Consider the following 18,535-nt stretch of genomic DNA (forward strand, 5'->3'; position numbering starts at 1 on the left):
TTTTTCTTACTTCTTGACGGCGCCGGTGGTCGGCGCGTCGGCACCCTCGAACAGGCTCTTCGGCGGGTTGATCTTGAGCTCCGCGGACATCGCGACCTGGGCCGGTGCCTGGCAGTCGTCGGCCAGACGCAGGCCCTGCTTCTGGTTCATGAGCATCGACTTGTTGCCCAGCTGGAGCCACATCGCGCCGGCGCGCGGGTCTTCGAGGCGGATCGCGCCGGTGCGGCTTTCGACCGGGTGCATGCGGTACTTGGCGCCCTTGGTCGAGACGGTGAAGAAGCCGGGCTTGCTCTCGTCGGCGGTCACGGTCACGTCGGCGCCCAGTTCGCACTGGATCTTGCCGGTGTGCACGCGACCGGCCACGGCCAGGTCGGCCTCGTTCAGCGTGACATCGGTGCTGGTGTCGATCGGCGTGACTTCCTCGACGGCCTTGGCGGCGCGGCGGGTCACCTGGGGCTTCTTCTTGGGCGCAGGCTTCGCGGCGGGCTTGGCCGCAGCCTTGGCCGCGGGCTTCGCGTCCGTGCTGCTCTGGGCGGTGGCGGCCAACGGGAGCGCCAGGATGGCGGCGGCAATCAGTGCGAGGGTCTTGGTCATCGGGTGTTCCTTGGAGGAGCTGTTGTCTTAGGTGTTCGGGGAAGAAGGCGAGAACCAGACCTGTGCCTCGGGGGGCAGCACACGGCCTGTGGCATGGGCGCGCTCGAGCACCTGCCAGAAATGGCGGTAGCTCGCACGATCATGGAGCGCGCCGTCGATGCTGACCGGCGCCCAGGACTGGCGCACCGCCGCATCGACGATGCGCGTGGCCTGTTCGATCTGGCCTTCCCCGGGCGCGAAGGCCTCGAGGATCGGTCGGATCTGGCTGGGATGGATGCTCCACATGCGGGTGTAGCCGAACTCGGCGGCAGCCCGCTTCGCCGCGGCACGCAGGGCCTCGACGTGGCTGAATTCGGTGACGACGCAGTGCGATGGCACCTTGCCGTGGGCGTGCGCGGCCGAGGCGATCTCGAGCTTGGCGCGCACCACCAGGGGATGGCTGAACTGCCCTTCGACGCCCATGCCTTCGGCCGGGATCGCACCGGCGTGGGCCGAGACGAAATCCATGAGGCCGAAGCTCAGCGACTGGACACGCGGATGGGCCGCGATGGCGAAGGCGTTGTGCACCGCCAGCGGCGACTCGATGAGCACGTGCAGCGGCAGCATCGACGCGCCGGCGGCGTCGAGCGCGGCCACGGCGCGGGTCACGTCGGCCAGCGACTCGACCTTGGGCACCATCAGGTGGCTCAGGCGCGCGCCCGCGCGACCGGCGATGGTGGCGATGTCGGCCTCGAAGGCGGCGTGGTCGACCGGGTGCACGCGCACGCCGACCCGCATCGCGGGGGCCGAGGCCAGGGCCAGTTCGGTGACGAGCTGCGCGTGATCGGCTTCGCCGCCCACTGGCGCGCCGTCCTCGCAGTCGAGGGTGACGTCGAACACGCAGGCCCCGAACTCCGCGGCCATCTCGGCCTGGAGCGCGAGGCTCTTCTTCATGCGTGCTTCGACGCCGCTGTAGTGGTCGCAGACCGGCAGCAGCACCGCGCCGGCCTGGGCGCCGAGCAGCACGTCGCGCGGATGCTGGGAGACAGCGGTCATGCAGTGATCAGGTCGGGCGCTTTGCGCGGCGCCCAGGTCGCGGTGTCGCTCGCGTCGAAGCGAGCCTGCGGGCAGCGACGGTCATCGAGCAGAGGATTACGGTCGGACATGGGGGATGGGGTTCCTGGCGCCGCCGAGGCACGACGCGCACGGCGCGCGAGGTGCCCGACGGCCGGGAGGTTTACAGCAGGTGGGCGACGCCGGCCTGCTCGTCGGTCAGTTCCTTGAGCGTCTTGTCGATGCGTTCCTGGCTGAAGGCGTCGATCTCCAGGCCTTCGACGATCTTGTATTCGCCGTTCTCGGTGGTGACCGGGAAGCCGAACATCACGTCCTTCGGAATGCCGTACTGGCCGTCCGACGGGATGCCCATCGTGACCCACTTGCCGTTGGTGCCCAGGGCCCAGTCGCGCATGTGGTCGATGGCGGCGTTGGCAGCCGAGGCCGCCGACGACAGGCCGCGCGCTTCGATGATCGCGGCACCGCGCTTGCCCACGGTGGGCAGGAAGGTGTCGGCGTTCCAGACCTGGTCGTTGATCAGGTCCTTGACGCTCTTGCCCGCCACGGTGGCGAAGCGGTAGTCGGCGTACATCGTGGGCGAGTGGTTGCCCCAGACGGTGAGCTTCTCGATGTCGGCCACGGCGGTGCCGGTCTTGGCGGCGATCTGGCTCAGCGCGCGGTTGTGGTCCAGACGCAGCATGGCGGTGAAGTTCTTGCGCGGCAGGTCCGGTGCGCTCTTCATCGCGATGTAGGCGTTGGTGTTCGCGGGGTTGCCCACCACCAGCACCTTGACGTTGCGGCTGGCGACGGCGTTGAGCGCCTTGCCTTGGGCGGTGAAGATCGCGCCGTTGACGGCCAGCAGCTCGGCACGTTCCATGCCCGGGCCGCGGGGACGCGAACCGACCAGCAGTGCGTAGTCGGCGTCCTTGAAGGCCACCAGCGGGTCGCCGGTCGGGATCACGCCGGCCAGCAGCGGGAAGGCGCAGTCTTCGAGCTCCATGATCACGCCCTTGAGTGCCTTCTGGGCCTTCTCGTCGGGGATCTCGAGCAGTTGCAGGATGACGGGCTGGTCCTTGCCGAGCATTTCGCCGGAAGCGATGCGGAACAACAGGGCGTAACCGATTTGGCCGGCGGCACCGGTGACGGCGACGCGAACAGGCTTTTTGCTCATGGGAAAGACTCCAGAAGATGGTGAAAACGGCGGCGGCAAGCTCGGGCGGCTGCCGAGGCCCCGCGGAAGGCAAAGCCGGGGGCGGAACCGGCGCACATTTTAAGCCGAATCGAGATTCGGAGCACGAACGTCTTATGTCTTATATAAGATACGGCCCCTGCGCAGACCGCGCAGCGCGCCCCACGCCATGAACACGCCCCTCCTCACCGACACGGCCACGCCGTCCTTCAGTCCGCTCTACCAGCAGATCAAGACCCTGATCCTGCAGAGCCTGCAGGCGGGCGAATGGAAGCCCGGCGAGCCGATCCCGAGCGAGATGGACCTGGCCGCGCGCTTCCGCGTGAGCCAGGGCACGGTGCGCAAGGCCATCGACGAACTGGCGGCCGAGAACCTGGTGGTGCGCCGCCAGGGCAAGGGCACCTTCGTCGCCACCCATGCCGAACAGCATGTGCAGTACCGCTTCCTGAAGCTGGTGCCCGACAGCGGCGACATCAACACCGAAGGGCCGGCCGAACGCACCATCGTCGATTGCCGCCGGCTGCGCGCCTCGGCCGACGTGGCGCGCGCGCTGGCGCTGCGTTCGGGCGATGCCGTGCTGCAGGTGCGGCGCGTGCTGGCCTACCGCGGCGTGCCCACCATTTTGGAAGACCTCTGGCTGCCCGGCCTGCCGTTCAAGGGCCTCACGGCCGAACGGCTGCGGGCCTCGCGCGGGCCGATGTACGCGATGTTCGAGACCGAATTCGGCGTGCGCATGGTGCGCGCCGAGGAGAAGATCCGCGCCGTGCTGCCCGACGCCGAACAGGCCGCGCTGCTGGCCGTCGCCGCGGGGACCCCGCTGCTGAGCGTCGAACGCCTGGCCCACACCTACCACGACACCCCGATGGAGTTGCGCCGGGGCCTCTACCGCACCGATACGCACCACTATCGCAACGAACTCGGATGAAAAAAACCGCCATGCAGTCCGTGGAAGCGCCATTCGACGCGGTCTTCCGGCCCTTCGCCGCCCGAGCATCCCACCAATCCAGTGCGATGACACGGAGTCGACTGCGGCCCGATGGTGCATTGCAATAGAATTTTGCGTTGTTTGCATTTCGCCAAAGAACAAGCCGTCCCCTCGAAAAAGCAACGAAAGCCCCCATGACCGAGCTTGCTAACTCATCCCGTCCGCCGCGACGCCAGTTCCGCAACATCAATGCCTTCACCGACCTGACCACCTATCGGCTGCCGCCGGCGGGCATCGTGTCGATCCTGCACCGCGTGAGCGGCGCATTGATGTTCCTGCTGCTGCCCTTCATCATCTGGATGTTCGACACCTCGGTGTCCTCCGAGATTTCCTTTGCCCGCTTCAAGGCCGTCTTCAACGTCGGCGTCGGCTTCGCGCCGGGCTGGTTCTTCAAGCTGGTGGCACTGGCCCTGATCTGGGCCTACCTGCACCACTTCATCGCCGGCCTGCGCCATCTGTGGATGGACGTGAGCCACGCCGCGGTGACCAAGGAATTCGGCAAGAGCTCGGCCATCGGCACGCTGGTGATCAGCATCGCGCTGACGCTGGTGCTCGGCGCCAAGCTGTTCGGCCTGTATTGAAAAGAGAGCTCCAAAAATGTCTGTGAACTACGGATCCAAGCGCATCGTCGTCGGCGCGCACTACGGACTTCGCGACTGGCTCAGCCAGCGCGTGACCGGCGGCCTGATGGCCCTCTTCACGATCATCCTGCTCGCGCAGGTGCTGTTCTCGCGCGGCCCGATCGGCTACGACACCTGGGCCGGCATCTTCTCGGCGCAGTGGATGAAGGTGCTCACCTTCGTCGTGATCGCCTCGATCCTCTACCACGTGTGGGTCGGCATGCGCGACATCTGGATGGACTACGTCCAGCCGGTCGCCATCCGCCTCGCCCTTCAAATCTTCACCATCGTCTGGCTTGTCGGTTGCGCGGGTTGGGCCATTCAAGTGCTCTGGAGGCTCTGAACTCAACATGACCGCATACACCAAAGACCAAATCACCAAGCGCAAGTTCGACGTCGTCATCGTGGGCGCCGGCGGCTCCGGCATGCGCGCCTCGCTGCAGCTCGCACGCGCCGGCCTCAACGTGGCCGTGCTCTCGAAGGTGTTCCCGACCCGCTCGCACACCGTCGCCGCCCAGGGTGGCGTGGGTGCCTCGCTCGGCAACATGAGCGAGGACAACTGGCACTACCACTTCTACGACACGATCAAGGGTTCCGACTGGCTCGGCGACCAGGACGCGATCGAGTTCATGTGCCGTGAAGCCCCGAAGGTCGTGTACGAGCTCGAGCACTTCGGCATGCCCTTCGACCGCAACCCCGACGGCACGATCTACCAGCGTCCCTTCGGCGGCCACACGGCCAACTACGGCGAGAAGCCGGTGCAGCGCGCCTGCGCCGCGGCCGACCGCACCGGCCACGCGATGCTGCACACGCTCTACCAGAAGAACGTCGAGGCCCGCACCCAGTTCTTCGTCGAATGGATGGCGCTGGACCTGATCCGCGACGCCGAAGGCGACGTGGTCGGCGTGACCGCGCTCGAGATGGAAACCGGCGACCTGCACATCCTGCAGGCCAAGACCGTACTGCTGGCCACCGGCGGTGCCGGCCGGATCTTCGGTGCTTCCACCAACGCCTTCATCAACACCGGCGACGGCCTGGGCATGGCCGCGCGTTCGGGCATCCCGCTGCAGGACATGGAGTTCTGGCAGTTCCACCCGACCGGCGTGGCCGGCGCGGGCGTGCTGCTGACCGAAGGCTGCCGCGGCGAAGGCGCGATCCTGCTCAACAGCAACGGCGAACGCTTCATGGAGCGCTATGCGCCCACGCTGAAGGACCTGGCACCGCGCGACTTCGTGTCGCGCTCGATGGACCAGGAAATCAAGGAAGGTCGCGGCTGCGGTCCCAACAAGGACTACATCCACATGAAGCTCGACCACCTGGGCGCGGAGACCATCCACAAGCGCCTGCCCTCGGTGTACGAGATCGGCATCAACTTCGCGAACGTCGACGTCACGAAGGAACCGATCCCCGTGGTGCCCACCATCCACTACCAGATGGGCGGCATCCCGACCAACATCAACGGCCAGGTCGTGATCCAGCGCGGCGAGGAACACAGCCTCGCGGTGAACGGTCTCTACGCCGTGGGCGAATGCTCCTGCGTGAGCGTGCACGGCGCCAACCGCCTGGGCACCAACTCGCTGCTCGACCTGCTGGTGTTCGGCCGCGCGGCCGGCAACCACATCGTGCAGTTCAACGACAAGCTGAAGGAACACAAGCCGCTGCCGGCCGATGCGGCCGACCGCACGCTGGAGCGCCTGAACCAGCTCGAAGCCTCGACCAGCGGCGAATACGCCCAGGACGTGGCCGGCGAGATCCGCGCCGTGATGCAGCAGCACGCGGCGGTGTTCCGCAAGCAGGCCTCGATGGACGAAGGCGTGGTCAAGATCGCCGCCGTGCGCGAGCGCGTCAAGGCGATCACGCTCAAGGACAAGTCGCGCGTGTTCAACACCGCGCGCATCGAAGCGCTGGAAGTCGACAACCTGATCGAAGTCGCGCAGGCCACCATGGTCTCGGCCGCGGCCCGCACCGAATGCCGCGGCGCCCACACGGTCGAGGACTACGAGCGCCCCGCCGACGACCCGGTCGCACCGCTGGGCCGCGACGACAAGAACTGGATGAAGCACACGCTGTGGCACAGCGAGAGCAACAGCCTCACCTACAAGCCGGTCCGGCTCAAACCCCTGACGGTCGACTCCGTGCCGCCCAAGGTCCGCACGTTCTAAGCGTGCAAGTACAGAACATCACAAGGTCATCACGATGAAGCGCACATTCCAGATCTACCGCTACGACCCGGACAAGGACGCCAAGCCGTACATGCAGACCATCGAGGTCGAACTCGACGGCCACGAGCGCATGCTGCTCGACGCGCTGATGAAGCTCAAGGCGCAGGACCCGACGCTGTCGTTCCGCCGCTCGTGCCGCGAAGGCGTCTGCGGCTCCGACGCGATGAACATCAACGGCAAGAACGGTCTGGCCTGCCTGACCAACATGAACACGCTCAAGGGCACCGTGGTGCTCAAGCCGCTGCCGGGCCTGCCGGTGATCCGCGACCTGATCGTGGACATGACGCAGTTCTTCAAGCAGTACAACTCGATCAAGCCGTACCTGCAGAACGACGACGTGCCGCCCGAGAAGGAACGCCTGCAGAGCCCCGAAGAGCGCGAAGAGCTCGACGGCCTCTACGAGTGCATCCTGTGCGCGAGCTGCTCGACCAGCTGCCCCAGCTTCTGGTGGAACCCCGACAAGTTCGTCGGCCCGGCCGGCCTGCTGCAGGCCTACCGCTTCATCGCCGACAGCCGCGACCAGGCCACGGCCGAGCGCCTGGACAACCTCGAAGACCCGTACCGCCTGTTCCGCTGCCACACGATCATGAACTGCGTCGACGTGTGCCCGAAGAACCTGAACCCCACCAAGGCCATCGGGAAGATCAAGGAACTGATGGTGCGCCGCGCCATCTGACCTGTTGGACACCCCGCCCGCCATGACACAGGTCGACGCACTCGATACACCGCTCGGCGAGCGCCACTTGAGCAAGCTCAAGTGGCGTTGCCGACGCGGCCTGCTGGAAAACGACCTGTTCATCGCGCGCTTCTTCGAGCGGCATGAATCTGGCATGACCGAGCGCCAGGCGCAGGCCATGGAAACCTTGATGGATCTGTCGGATCACGATCTGATGGATCTCTTCATGCGGCGCACCGAGCCCGACCCGGCCTGGGCCGACGCCGACGTGGTGGACCTGCTGCGACTGCTGCGCGTCTGAGCGCCGCGCCACAGGTTCATGCTTCCCCGAACATTCATCTTTTGAGAAAGAAAGTCGAAATGAAAGCTTCCGAGACCAAAGCCACCCTATCGTTCAGCAACGGCGGCAACAGCGTCGACTTGCCGGTGTACAAGGGCACCGTGGGTCCCGACGTGATCGACATCCGCAAGCTGTACGCACAGACCGGCATGTTCACGTACGACCCGGGCTTCATGTCGACCGCGGCCTGCCAGTCCTCGATCACCTACATCGACGGCGACAAGGGCGAACTGCTCTACCGCGGCTACCCCATCGAACAGCTCGCCACCAACTGCGACTTCCTGGAAACCTGCCATCTGCTGCTGTACGGAGAACTGCCGGACGCAACGAAGAAGGAAGAGTTCACCAAGCTCGTGACCAACCACACGATGGTCAACGAGCAGATGCAGTTCTTCCTGCGCGGCTTCCGCCGTGACGCCCACCCGATGGCCATCATGACTGGCCTGGTCGGCGCCCTGTCGGCCTTCTATCACGACAGCACGGACATCAACAATCCGAAGCACCGCGAGATCGCCGCGATCCGCCTGATCGCGAAGATGCCCACGCTGGTGGCCATGGCGTACAAGTACACGGTGGGCCAGCCCTACATGTACCCGAAGAACGACCTGAGCTACGCCGGCAACTTCCTGCACATGATGTTCGCCACGCCGTGCGAGGAGTACAAGGTGAACCCGGTGCTCGAGCGCGCGCTCGACCGGATCTTCATCCTGCACGCCGACCATGAGCAGAACGCCTCGACCTCGACCGTGCGCCTGTGCGGTTCGTCGGGCACCAACCCCTTCGCGGCGATCGCGGCCGGCGTGGCCTGCCTCTGGGGCCCGGCCCACGGCGGCGCCAACGAAGCGGCGCTCAACATGCTCTACGACATCCAGAAGGCTGGCGGCGTGGAGAAGATCGGCGACTTCATCAAGCAGGTCAAGGACAAGAACTCCAACGTCAAGCTGATGGGCTTCGGTCATCGGGTCTACAAGAACTACGATCCGCGCGCCAAGCTGATGCAGGAAACCTGCAAGGAAGTGCTGGCCGAGCTGGGCCTGGAAAACGACCCGCTGTTCAAGCTGGCCATGGCGCTCGAGAAGATCGCGCTGGAAGACGAATACTTCGTGTCGCGCAAGCTGTACCCGAACGTGGACTTCTACTCCGGCATCGTGCAACGCGCCATCGGCATCCCGGTGCCGCTGTTCACCGCGGTGTTCGCGCTGGCCCGCACGGTCGGCTGGATCGCCCAGCTCAACGAGATGATCGGCGACCCCGAGTACAAGATCGGCCGTCCGCGCCAGCTGTTCGAAGGCTCGGTCCAACGCGACGTGAAGCCCATCGCCCAACGCTGAGCCTGCGCTCGCGCCCTTGAAAAAGCTGCCTGCGGGCAGCTTTTTTGCGTCTTGGCTTACATGAAATTCTCCAGCGATTGTTAACTTAGGCCTCGGAGGGTGACTCCACGTTCGATCCCGTCAACAACCGCTCAACGCTCTATCCAAGGAGTTCTGTCATGAAGAAACTAGCCGCACTGCTCGCCGTCACGTTCGCTTTCGCTGTGCCCCTGGCCGGCTGCAACACCGTCAAGGGCGCAGGCCAGGACATCCAGAAGGGCGGCAACAAGATCGAGGACGCCGCGACGAAGCGCCAGTAAGCCGGCGACGCCGACTGACGCAAAGCGGGCCCGTGGCCCGCTTTTTTCATGGGCGCACGCATCGTGGGCAGGCACCCTGGCCATCTCGGATCGCGATGGCGGAGAAATTCTCCCTATAGGACAATAGCCCTCCCACCATCTTCCAGCACGATGCCCCCGCCGTGACCGCGTCCGAACGCACCTTTGCCCGCCGCATCGACCTCACCTCGCTCCAGCTCTTCGTGGCGGTGTGCGAGCTGGGCAGCATCGGCCGCGCGGCGGAGCGCGAGTTCATCGCGGCCTCGGCCATCAGCAAGCGGCTGTCGGACCTGGAGTCGGCGCTGGGCACGCCGCTGCTCTACCGCCACACGCGCGGCGTCGACCTGACGCCCGCGGGCGAGAGCCTGCTGCACCATGCCCGCTCGGTGCTCTACAGCCTGGAGAAGATGCAGGGCGAGCTCAGCGAATACGCCGACGGCGTGCGCGGCCATGTGCGGGTGCACGCCAACATCTCGGCCATCGTGCAGTTCCTGCCCGAGGACCTGGGCGCCTTCCGCCGCGACCATGAAGAGATCAAGATCGACCTCGAGGAGCACCTGAGCGCCGAGGTCCAGCGCGCAGTGCACGAAGGCGCGGCCGACCTGGGCATCTGCTACCTGTCCGACGGCGCGAGCGAACTCCAGAGCCTGTCGTACCGCCACGACCGCCTGGTGCTGATCGTGCCGCTGGGCCATGCGCTGGCCGAACGGGCCGAACTCGCTTTTGCCGATTCGCTGGAATACGACCACGTCGGCCTGCACACCAACAGCTCGATCTACGTCGCGACCCGCCAGGCCGCGCTGGACGCGGGCCGCAGCATCAAGCTGCGCATCCACGTGACCGGCCTCGACGCCATGTGCCGCATGATCGAGAACGGCCTGGGCATCGGCGTGATGCCCGGCCATGCCTTCGAACTCATGCGCGGCGGCATCGGGCGCCGGCTCACCAGCATCGCGCTGAGCGACCCCTGGGCGCGGCGCGAGATCCGGCTGGTGGCGCGCGACTTCTCCACCCTGCCGGTGGCCGCGCGCTCGCTGGTCGCGCACCTGCAGGCCTCGGGCGCGGCCAACGAAGGCCTCGCACTCGCGGCCTGACACCGCCCACGCACAGACAACAGCATCCCCCACGAAAGAAGACGACCATGGCACGCACGCTCTACGACAAGATCTGGGACGAACACGTCGTCCACACCGAGGACGACGGCACCGCGATCCTCTACATCGACCGCCACCTGGTGCACGAAGTGACCAGCCCGCAGGCCTTCGAAGGCCTGCGCGAGGCCGGCCGCAAGCTGTGGCGCATCAGCTCGGTGGTGGCCACGGCCGACCACAACACGCCCACCACCGGCTGGGAGCGCGGCTACGAAGGCATCGCCGACCCGACCAGCAAGGAGCAGGTCACCACGCTGGACCACAACATCGCCGAGTTCGGCGCGGCTGCCTTCTTCCCCTTCCTGAGCAAGCGCCAGGGCATCGTGCACGTGATCGGCCCGGAAAGCGGCGCGACGCTGCCGGGCATGACAGTGGTCTGCGGCGACTCGCACACCTCCACCCACGGCGCCTTCGGCGCACTGGCGCACGGCATCGGCACCAGCGAGGTCGAGCACGTGATGGCCACGCAGACCCTGCTGGGCAAGAAGGCGAAGAACATGCTGGTGAAGGTCGAGGGCAAGCTGCCGCTGGGCTGCACCGCCAAGGACATCGTGCTGGCCATCATCGGCAAGATCGGCACCGCCGGCGGCACCGGCTACACGATCGAGTTCGCGGGCTCGGCCATCCGCGACCTGAGCATGGAAGGCCGGATGACGGTCTGCAACATGGCCATCGAGGCCGGCGCGCGCGCCGGGCTGGTGGCGGTCGACGAGAAGACCATCGCCTACGTCAAGGGCCGCCCGCTCGCGCCCACGGGCGTGGAATGGGAGCATGCGGTGAGCTACTGGCGCACGCTGCAGTCCGACCCGGGCGCGAAGTTCGACGCCGTGGTCGAGCTCGACGCCGCGACCATCCCGCCGCAAGTGACCTGGGGCACCTCGCCCGAGATGGTGGTCGAGATCACCGGCCGCGTGCCCGATCCCGACAAGGAAAAAGATGCCAACAAGCGCGGCGCGATCGAGCGCGCGCTGGTCTACATGGGCCTGGAGCCCAACAAGGCCATGAACGACATCTTCATCGACAAGGTGTTCATCGGCTCGTGCACCAACAGCCGCATCGAGGACATGCGCGAGGCCGCGGCCGTGGTGAAAAAGCTGGGCCAGAAGGTCGCGAAGAACGTCAAGCTCGCGATGGTCGTGCCCGGCTCGGGCGTGGTGAAGGAACAGGCCGAGCGCGAAGGCCTGGACCTGATCTTCAAGGCCGCGGGCTTCGAATGGCGCGAGCCCGGCTGCTCGATGTGCCTGGCGATGAACGCCGACCGGCTCGAGCCCGGCGAGCGCTGCGCATCGACGTCCAACCGCAACTTCGAAGGCCGCCAGGGCGCCGGTGGCCGCACCCACCTGGTGAGCCCGGCCATGGCCGCGGCCGCCGCGGTGCACGGGCACTTCGTCGACGTGCGCACCTTCGCCTGAATTCAACTACAAACTTCCGGCCGCAGAGGACGCAAAGACTTCGCCAAGACGCCAAAAAGACGAAGAGAACTTCGAGAGTTTTCGTCTTCTGCGTTCTCCGCGAAACCTTCGCGACCTCTGCGTCCGGTATCCGAATTGGAGCCCCCCATGCAGAAATTCACCGTGCACCAAGGCCTCGTGGCCCCGATGGACCGCGAGAACGTCGACACCGACGCGATCATTCCCAAGCAGTTCCTCAAATCGATCCGCAAGACCGGCTTCGGCGTGAACCTGTTCGACGAATGGCGCTACCTCGACGCCGGCTTCCCCGGCCAGGACCCGGCCAGCCGCAAGCCCAACCCCGACTTCGTGCTGAACCAGCCGCGCTACGCAGGCGCCTCGGTGCTGCTGGCGCGCAAGAACTTCGGCTGCGGTTCGTCGCGCGAACACGCGCCCTGGGCGCTCGACCAGTACGGCTTCCGCGCCATCATCGCGCCCAGCTACGCCGACATCTTCTTCAACAACAGCTTCAAGAACGGCCTGCTGCCGATCGTGCTGCCCGAAGCCCAGGTGGCGCAGCTGTTCGACGAGGTCTTCGCCTTCCCCGGCTACCAGCTGACCATCGACCTGGAACGCCAGGTGGTGGTCAAGCCCGACGGCCAGGAGTTCGCCTTCGACGTGCAGGCCTTCCGCAAGTACTGCCTGGTCAACGGCCTGGACGACATCGGCCTCACGCTGCGCCACAAGGACAAGATCAAGGCCTTCGAGGCCGAACGCCTGGCGCAGAAGCCCTGGCTCGCGCACACCATGCTCCCCAACGCCTGAGCATCGCCCTCTTCATCTCTCCATCCAAAAGCAACAATCCATGAAAATCGCAGTTCTCCCAGGTGACGGCATCGGCACCGAAATCGTGGCGGAAGCCGTCAAGGTGCTCCACGCGCTCGACCTGAAGTTCGAGCTGGAAACGGCCCTCGTCGGCGGCGCCGCCTACGACGCGCACGGCCATCCGCTGCCCGACGCCACGCTCAAGCTCGCGAAGGAATCCGACGCGGTGCTGTTCGGCGCCGTGGGCGACTGGAAGTACGACACGCTCGAGCGCCAGTTCCGCCCCGAGCAGGCGATCCTGGGCCTGCGCAAGAACCTCGGCCTGTTCGCCAACTTCCGCCCGGCCATCTGCTACGAACAGCTGGTCGATGCCTCCAGCCTCAAGCCCGAGCTGATCGCGGGCCTGGACATCCTGATCATCCGCGAGCTGACCGGCGACATCTACTTCGGCCAGCCGCGCGGCCGCCGCACCGCCGTCGACGGCCACTTCCCGGGCGCCGACGAAGCCTTCGACACGATGCGCTACTCGCGCCCCGAGGTCGAGCGCATCGCGCGCGTCGCCTTCGAGGCCGCGCGCAAGCGCAGCAAGCGCGTGACCAGCGTCGACAAGGCCAACGTGCTCGAGACCTTCCAGTTCTGGAAGGACATCGTCACGGAAGTGGGCAAGGAGTACCCGGACGTCGAGCTCGACCACATGTACGTCGACAACGCGGCCATGCAGCTGGTCAAGGCGCCGAAGAAGTTCGACGTGGTGGTCACCGGCAACATGTTCGGCGACATCCTGTCGGACGAAGCGGCCATGCTCACCGGCTCGATCGGCATGCTGCCCTCGGCCTCGCTCAACGCGAGCAGCCAGGGCCTGTACGAACCCAGCCACGGCAGCGCACCTGACATCGCGGGCAAGGGCGTGGCCAACCCGCTGGCGACCATCCTGAGCGCCGCGATGATGCTGCGCTACTCGCTGAACCAGGAAGAAGCGGCCCAGCGCATCGAGGCGGCCGTGAAGAAGGTGCTGGCCCAGGGCCTGCGCACGCCCGACATCCACAGCGCCGGCACCACCAAGGTGGGCACGGTGGAGATGGGCAACGCGGTACTGAAGGCGCTGTAAGCCGCCGCGCGCCCTGCCGTGCGCCCCGCGGGCGCGTCGGCAGGGCCGCGTTCAGCCCGGAATCTCGGGCTCGACCAACTGGGCGAGCTGCGCCAGCGACTCCTGCCAGCCCAGGTAGCACATCTCCACCGGAATCACTTCCGGAATCCCTTCCTGCACGACGTGCAGCTCGGTGCCGCACAGCACGGCCTTGAGCGCCACCGTCACCTGCAGCTCGCCCGGCAGGTTCGGATCGTCGAAGCGGTCGGTGTAGCGCAGGCGTTCATTGGGCACCAGTTCCAGGTACTCGCCGCCGAAGCCGTGCGCATTGCCGGTGGAGAAATTCTGGAAGGACATCTTGAAGCGGCCGCCCACCTTCGGCTCGAACTGGTGGACCTTGCAGACGAAGCCATAGGGCGGCAGCCACTTGGCCATGGCGTCGGCGTCGAGGAAGGCGCGGTAGACCTTCTCGGGCTTGGCTTTGAGGATGCGGTGCAGACGGACGGTACCGGTGGGCATGGGCAGGTCTCCTGGCGGGATCGGGATGGGTGGCCATTCATACACCATCCGGCGCACATCCGCTACAATGCCCGCCATGTTTGCCGCCCGTCCGTTCACCCCGAACCCAGCATCCGCCGCCCCGGCCGATGTGGCCGTGCGCGCAATCATCATCAAAACCACGACCATTAAGGGCTGATCCAGCCTGGTTCGTCGTGCGCCCTCCCCCGGCCCTGACGAGCCGGGCCCCTCAGCCGTTGCTGACCGCGGGAATCTTTACTTTTTGAAGGGCGTTGACATGAGCAAGTTGGTGGGCCTCGTCGGCTGGCGCGGCATGGTGGGTTCGGTCCTGATGGACCGCATGGTGGCAGAGAAGGACTTCGACCTGATCGAGCCGGTCTTCTTCTCGACGTCCAACACCGGCGGCAAGGCCCCGGCGATGGCCAAGAACGAAACCACGCTCCAGGACGCGCACGACATCGACGCGCTGAAGAAGTGCGACATCGTCATCACCTGCCAGGGCGGCGACTACACCAGCGAGGTCTTCCCCAAGCTGCGCGCGGCCGGCTGGAACGGCCACTGGATCGACGCGGCCTCGACGCTGCGCATGAACGACGACGCGATCATCGTGCTGGACCCGGTCAACCTGCCCGTGATCCAGAACGCGCTCGCCAAGGGCGGCAGGAACTGGATCGGCGGCAACTGCACCGTGAGCTGCATGCTGATGGGCGTGGGCGCGCTGTACAAGGCCGGCCTGGTCGAGTGGATGACCAGCATGACCTACCAGGCGGCCTCGGGCGGCGGCGCGCAGCACATGCGCGAACTGCTGACCCAGTTCGGCACGCTCAACGCCGAAGTGCGCTCGCTGCTCGACGACCCCAAGTCGGCCATCCTCGAGATCGACCGCAAGGTGCTGCACAAGCAGCAGAACCTGTCGGCCGCCGAGACCGCCAACTTCGGCGCCCCGCTGGGCGGCTCGCTGATCCCCTGGATCGACAAGGACCTCGGCATCGGCAAGCGCCAGGACGACGCCGAGTGGGGCGTGTCCAAGGAAGAGTGGAAGGGCGGCGCCGAGACCAACAAGATCCTCGGCCAGGGCGCGGGCTTCGGCACCGCGGCCACGCCGGTCGACGGCTTCTGCGTGCGCATCGGCGCCATGCGCTGCCACAGCCAGGCCCTGACCTTCAAGCTCAAGAAGAACGTGCCGCTGGCCGACATCGAAGCGCTGATCGCCAACGACAACGCCTGGGCCAAGGTGGTGCCGAACACGCGCGAAGCGACCGTCAAGGACCTGACCCCCGTGGCCGTGACCGGCACCATGGACATCCCGGTGGGCCGCATCCGCAAGCTGGCGATGGGCCCCGAGTACGTCGGCGCCTTCACCATCGGCGACCAGCTGCTGTGGGGCGCCGCGGAGCCCCTGCGCCGCATGCTGCGGATCCTGCTGGAGGCATGATGCCGATGCGGGCCGCCCGGCCCGCATCGGGGTGCGTTGCTTCATCGCAACGACTCGGCGGCACCGAAGTTGGTACGCACTGGGTCGAACAGGCCTGTCGCCTTGTCAGTGCCTGATGATGGTGTTAACGTCCCCTTACACTTTCGGGCCGCGGTGCCCGCCTTAGCATGACAAGACTTCCGTTGCCTGCGGCCCGCGTTCTGGCCATCCGCCCGCCCCGGATGCTTCCGGGCCGGGCGCCGTTGTCCGCGCTCGGCGCGGCGATCGCACTGGCGCTGGGCGGCGTGGCATTCGATGCGGAGGCCTTGTCGCTGGGCCGGATCACGGTGCAGTCGGCGCTGGGCGAACCGCTGCGCGCGGAGATCGATGTCACCGAGATCAGCGCCGCCGAGGCCGAGGGGCTGCGGGTCAACATCGGATCGCCGGAGACCTTCCGCACCGCCGGCGTGCCCTACAACAGCGCGCTGTCGGACGTGCGCAGCACGCTGCAGCGGCGTGCCGACGGCCGCTACGTGGTGCGCCTGAGCAGCAACCGCTCGGTCTCCGACCCCTTCATCGATCTGGTGATCGAAGCCAACTGGGGCTCGGGCCGGATCACGCGCGACTACACCGTGTTGCTGGACCCGCCCAGCAGCCGCCCGTCCACCGCCATGGCCGCCATCGCGCCGACGCCAGCCCAGATCACACCGCCCGCCGCGGCGCCGCTCCCCGTGGCGCCGCGCCCGCGCCCGGCCACCGCGGCCGTGGCCGTCCCCCCGCCCCCGGCGCCCGCGCCGGCCGAGCCCGCCGCACGCGCTGCCGCGGCCACGGGCGGCGGTGGCCAGGTCACGGTGCGCACCGGCGACACCGCCAGCAAGATCGCCGGCGCCTACAAGCCGGCCGAGGTCTCGCTCGACCAGATGCTCGTGGCCCTGCTGCGCGCCAACCCCAACGCCTTCATCAACGGCAACGTGAACCGCGTGCGCGCGGGCGCGGTACTCGATCTGCCGAGTGCCGCGCAGGCCACGGCCACGCCCGCGGCCGAGGCACGCCGCACCGTGATCGCCCAGAGCCGCGACTTCGGCGACTACCGGCGCCGGCTGGCCGACAACGCACCGGGCACCCAGGTCGCGAGCGCCGATCGGCAGGCCACGGGCAAGCTGCAGGCCAACGTCCAGGACCGCAACGCCATCGCGGCGTCGCCCGACAAGCTGACCATCGCGCAGGCCCGCGCCGCCGACGACAAGCTGGCCCAGGCGCGCCAGGCGCAGGAAAGCAACGCCCGCCTGGCGGAGCTCTCCAAGAACATCAGCGAGTTGAACAAGCTGCAGAACGGCGGCGCGACGACGCCCGCACCGGCCGGCACGGCGGCGCCCGCCGGCGCACCCGCGGCCGCGACCGCGACAAGCCCCGCCGCGACGCCCGCGCCCCCGACGGCAGCCGCTGCCACGCCGGCAGCAGGCGCATCCGGCACCCTGCCCGCGGTCGTGGCACCCGCCGCGCTGGCGGCCGCCACGGCGGCGCCCACCGCGCCGGCGACACCGCCCGCGGCCGGCGCCTCCGCCGCGAGCCCGCAGACGCCCGCGGCCGCCGCGGCGCCCGCCGCCGAGCCCCATTTCCTCGACGATCTGCTGAGCAACCCGCTGATGCTGGGCGGCGGCGCGCTGATCCTGCTGCTGCTGGCCTTCCTGGCCTACCGCCTGACCCAGAGCCGGCGCCGCGACGCCGGCGAGAGCGTGTTCCTGGAAAGCCGGCTGCCCAAGGACTCCTTCTTCGCGGCCAGCGGCGGCGAATCGGTGGACACCAAGAACCGCAATTCCGTGGTGTCCTCGCTGTCGTACTCGCCCAGCCAGCTCGACACCGGCGACGTGGACCCGGTGGCCGAGGCCGACGTCTACCTGGCCTACGGCCGCGACCTGCAGGCCGAGGAGATCCTGCGCGAGGCGCTGCGCATCAACCCGGAGCGCGTGGCCATCCATCTCAAGCTGCTCGAGATCCACGCCAAGCGCCGCGACCTGCGCGCCTACGAAGCACTGGCCGCCGATGTCCACAAGCTCACCGGCGGCACCGGCAGCGACTGGAACCGCGTGGTCGACATGGGCAAGGAATTGGACCCGGGCAACCCGCTCTATGAAGCGGGCGTGCGCCCGGTGGCCGAAGCCGCCCTGCCGGTGGCCGCGGTCGCCGTGGCCGCCGCCGCCCTGACGCCGCCCCCGCCACCGCCCCCCGTGGCGGTGCCGCCGCCGCCGGCCTTCGTCTCCTCGGTCGCGCCGCTGGATTTCGACCTCGACCTCCAGACGCCCGACGCCTACCCCACGACCATGACGGCGCCGATCACCGAGCAGCCGGCGATCCAGGCCAACCTGCCCCACCCGACCAGCCCCGCGCCGACGCGCTTCGGCCGGACCCCGCAGGAGGCACCGCCGGCGCTGCCCGCCGAGCACGACGCATCGAACGACTTCGACACCGACTTCAACACCGCCCCCGGCGCCCTGGAGACACCCGGCCTGTCGCTGTCGCTGCCGGTCGACGAGCACACCCGCCCCGCGCCCCTGCGCGCCGAACCCAAGGACGACTCGGGCTTCATCGAGTTCGACATGAGCGCGCTGTCGGGCCTGAACGGCCGCGATTCGGGCCCCACGGAACCGGGCCGCCTCGAAGCGCTGGACGAGGGCGCCGACAACCCGCACGCCATCAAGCTGTCGCTGGCGCGCGAGCTGCAGGCGCTGGGCGACACCGAAGGCGCGCGTTCGCTGGTCGAAGAAGTCGAAGCCGAAAGCGTCGGCGACCTGAAGACCCAGGCGAGGCAGCTGCTCGCCGAGTGGGCTTGAACACGCGCGCC

Annotated in this window: 18 protein-coding genes; 14 read left to right on the forward strand and 4 right to left on the reverse strand. The window is 67.5% G+C overall.

All coding sequences use genetic code 11. From position 1 onward, the window contains the following. Positions 1-6: 6 nt before the first annotated feature. The 3 genes from QTI20_RS20915 to QTI20_RS20925 all read right to left on the reverse strand — a co-directional run bounded on the left by QTI20_RS20915 (position 7) and on the right by QTI20_RS20925 (position 2,797). Positions 7-594 (reverse strand): hypothetical protein, encoded by a 588-nt coding sequence (locus tag QTI20_RS20915; protein WP_286554591.1) that lies wholly within the window; start codon positions 592-594, stop codon positions 7-9. Positions 595-621: 27 nt separating this feature from the next. Further along, positions 622-1,629, reverse strand: a complete 1,008-nt coding sequence (locus QTI20_RS20920) for an HpcH/HpaI aldolase/citrate lyase family protein (RefSeq protein ID WP_286554590.1) — start codon at positions 1,627-1,629, stop codon at positions 622-624. A 181-nt stretch (positions 1,630-1,810) separates the two neighbouring features. Beyond that, positions 1,811-2,797: a malate dehydrogenase gene (locus QTI20_RS20925; RefSeq protein WP_286554588.1), complete on the reverse strand. Its 987-nt coding sequence runs from the start codon at positions 2,795-2,797 to the stop codon at positions 1,811-1,813. A 187-nt stretch (positions 2,798-2,984) separates the two neighbouring features. Here QTI20_RS20925 and QTI20_RS20930 point away from each other — a divergent pair, with 187 nt between their 5' ends. From QTI20_RS20930 to leuB, 12 genes are all read left to right on the forward strand, one after another. Then, on the forward strand, positions 2,985-3,740 hold the full coding sequence (locus QTI20_RS20930; RefSeq protein WP_286554587.1) for a GntR family transcriptional regulator: 756 nt from the start codon (positions 2,985-2,987) through the stop codon (positions 3,738-3,740). A gap of 194 nt (positions 3,741-3,934) precedes the next feature. After that, positions 3,935-4,381: a succinate dehydrogenase, cytochrome b556 subunit gene (gene sdhC / locus QTI20_RS20935; protein ID WP_286554586.1), complete on the forward strand. Its 447-nt coding sequence runs from the start codon at positions 3,935-3,937 to the stop codon at positions 4,379-4,381. Between the two features lie 16 nt (positions 4,382-4,397). Beyond that, a complete protein-coding gene (gene sdhD / locus QTI20_RS20940) occupies positions 4,398-4,763 on the forward strand; it encodes a succinate dehydrogenase, hydrophobic membrane anchor protein (RefSeq protein ID WP_183025594.1) in 366 nt (121 codons plus the stop codon). Positions 4,764-4,770: 7 nt separating this feature from the next. Beyond that, complete coding sequence (gene sdhA / locus QTI20_RS20945; protein ID WP_286554585.1) at positions 4,771-6,582, forward strand: succinate dehydrogenase flavoprotein subunit; 1,812 nt, start codon at positions 4,771-4,773, stop codon at positions 6,580-6,582. A gap of 34 nt (positions 6,583-6,616) precedes the next feature. Next, positions 6,617-7,318 (forward strand): succinate dehydrogenase iron-sulfur subunit, encoded by a 702-nt coding sequence (locus QTI20_RS20950; RefSeq protein WP_183025596.1) that lies wholly within the window; start codon positions 6,617-6,619, stop codon positions 7,316-7,318. A 22-nt stretch (positions 7,319-7,340) separates the two neighbouring features. Further along, a complete protein-coding gene (locus tag QTI20_RS20955) occupies positions 7,341-7,619 on the forward strand; it encodes an FAD assembly factor SdhE (RefSeq protein ID WP_183025597.1) in 279 nt (92 codons plus the stop codon). Between the two features lie 59 nt (positions 7,620-7,678). After that, entirely contained in the window at positions 7,679-8,989 is a 1,311-nt protein-coding gene (gene gltA / locus QTI20_RS20960; protein ID WP_286554583.1) for a citrate synthase, read from the forward strand. Between the two features lie 158 nt (positions 8,990-9,147). Continuing rightward, positions 9,148-9,288, forward strand: a complete 141-nt coding sequence (locus QTI20_RS20965; protein ID WP_219210234.1) for an entericidin A/B family lipoprotein — start codon at positions 9,148-9,150, stop codon at positions 9,286-9,288. Between the two features lie 161 nt (positions 9,289-9,449). Then, positions 9,450-10,400 carry a LysR family transcriptional regulator gene (locus QTI20_RS20970; RefSeq protein WP_183025600.1) on the forward strand — a complete coding sequence of 317 codons (951 nt, stop codon included), beginning with the start codon at positions 9,450-9,452 and terminating at the stop codon, positions 10,398-10,400. 47 nt (positions 10,401-10,447) lie between these two features. Beyond that, a complete protein-coding gene (gene leuC / locus QTI20_RS20975) occupies positions 10,448-11,869 on the forward strand; it encodes a 3-isopropylmalate dehydratase large subunit (RefSeq protein WP_286554581.1) in 1,422 nt (473 codons plus the stop codon). A 147-nt stretch (positions 11,870-12,016) separates the two neighbouring features. Then, positions 12,017-12,673: a 3-isopropylmalate dehydratase small subunit gene (gene leuD, locus QTI20_RS20980; RefSeq protein ID WP_286554580.1), complete on the forward strand. Its 657-nt coding sequence runs from the start codon at positions 12,017-12,019 to the stop codon at positions 12,671-12,673. A 40-nt stretch (positions 12,674-12,713) separates the two neighbouring features. Then, on the forward strand, positions 12,714-13,781 hold the full coding sequence (gene leuB, locus QTI20_RS20985) for a 3-isopropylmalate dehydrogenase (protein WP_286554579.1): 1,068 nt from the start codon (positions 12,714-12,716) through the stop codon (positions 13,779-13,781). A gap of 51 nt (positions 13,782-13,832) precedes the next feature. Here leuB and QTI20_RS20990 read toward each other — a convergent pair whose 3' ends face one another. Further along, positions 13,833-14,279 carry an SRPBCC family protein gene (locus tag QTI20_RS20990; RefSeq protein WP_286554578.1) on the reverse strand — a complete coding sequence of 149 codons (447 nt, stop codon included), beginning with the start codon at positions 14,277-14,279 and terminating at the stop codon, positions 13,833-13,835. 277 nt (positions 14,280-14,556) lie between these two features. On the opposite strand from QTI20_RS20990, the gene asd reads away from it, so the two are divergent. Then, positions 14,557-15,714, forward strand: a complete 1,158-nt coding sequence (gene asd / locus QTI20_RS20995) for an aspartate-semialdehyde dehydrogenase (RefSeq protein WP_286554577.1) — start codon at positions 14,557-14,559, stop codon at positions 15,712-15,714. 221 nt (positions 15,715-15,935) lie between these two features. Then, positions 15,936-18,524 carry a FimV/HubP family polar landmark protein gene (locus QTI20_RS21000; RefSeq protein ID WP_286574256.1) on the forward strand — a complete coding sequence of 863 codons (2,589 nt, stop codon included), beginning with the start codon at positions 15,936-15,938 and terminating at the stop codon, positions 18,522-18,524. Positions 18,525-18,535: the final 11 nt, after the last annotated feature.

Origin of the sequence: Variovorax sp. J2P1-31, from assembly GCF_030317215.1 — a bacterium.
Lineage (GTDB): Bacteria > Pseudomonadota > Gammaproteobacteria > Burkholderiales > Burkholderiaceae_C > Variovorax.

Excerpts from the sequence above, each read along its gene's own strand:
- QTI20_RS20915 (WP_286554591.1), bottom strand. The coding sequence starts at position 594 with ATGACCAAGACCCTCGCACTGATTGCCGCCGCCATCCTGGCGCTCCCG.
- QTI20_RS20920 (WP_286554590.1), bottom strand. The coding sequence starts at position 1,629 with ATGACCGCTGTCTCCCAGCATCCGCGCGACGTGCTGCTCGGCGCCCAG.
- QTI20_RS20925 (WP_286554588.1), bottom strand. The coding sequence starts at position 2,797 with ATGAGCAAAAAGCCTGTTCGCGTCGCCGTCACCGGTGCCGCCGGCCAA.
- QTI20_RS20930 (WP_286554587.1), top strand. The coding sequence starts at position 2,985 with ATGAACACGCCCCTCCTCACCGACACGGCCACGCCGTCCTTCAGTCCG.
- sdhC (WP_286554586.1), top strand. The coding sequence starts at position 3,935 with ATGACCGAGCTTGCTAACTCATCCCGTCCGCCGCGACGCCAGTTCCGC.
- sdhD (WP_183025594.1), top strand. The coding sequence starts at position 4,398 with ATGTCTGTGAACTACGGATCCAAGCGCATCGTCGTCGGCGCGCACTAC.
- sdhA (WP_286554585.1), top strand. The coding sequence starts at position 4,771 with ATGACCGCATACACCAAAGACCAAATCACCAAGCGCAAGTTCGACGTC.
- QTI20_RS20950 (WP_183025596.1), top strand. The coding sequence starts at position 6,617 with ATGAAGCGCACATTCCAGATCTACCGCTACGACCCGGACAAGGACGCC.
- QTI20_RS20955 (WP_183025597.1), top strand. The coding sequence starts at position 7,341 with ATGACACAGGTCGACGCACTCGATACACCGCTCGGCGAGCGCCACTTG.
- gltA (WP_286554583.1), top strand. The coding sequence starts at position 7,679 with ATGAAAGCTTCCGAGACCAAAGCCACCCTATCGTTCAGCAACGGCGGC.
- QTI20_RS20965 (WP_219210234.1), top strand. The coding sequence starts at position 9,148 with ATGAAGAAACTAGCCGCACTGCTCGCCGTCACGTTCGCTTTCGCTGTG.
- leuC (WP_286554581.1), top strand. The coding sequence starts at position 10,448 with ATGGCACGCACGCTCTACGACAAGATCTGGGACGAACACGTCGTCCAC.
- leuD (WP_286554580.1), top strand. The coding sequence starts at position 12,017 with ATGCAGAAATTCACCGTGCACCAAGGCCTCGTGGCCCCGATGGACCGC.
- leuB (WP_286554579.1), top strand. The coding sequence starts at position 12,714 with ATGAAAATCGCAGTTCTCCCAGGTGACGGCATCGGCACCGAAATCGTG.
- QTI20_RS20990 (WP_286554578.1), bottom strand. The coding sequence starts at position 14,279 with ATGCCCACCGGTACCGTCCGTCTGCACCGCATCCTCAAAGCCAAGCCC.
- asd (WP_286554577.1), top strand. The coding sequence starts at position 14,557 with ATGAGCAAGTTGGTGGGCCTCGTCGGCTGGCGCGGCATGGTGGGTTCG.
- QTI20_RS21000 (WP_286574256.1), top strand. The coding sequence starts at position 15,936 with ATGCTTCCGGGCCGGGCGCCGTTGTCCGCGCTCGGCGCGGCGATCGCA.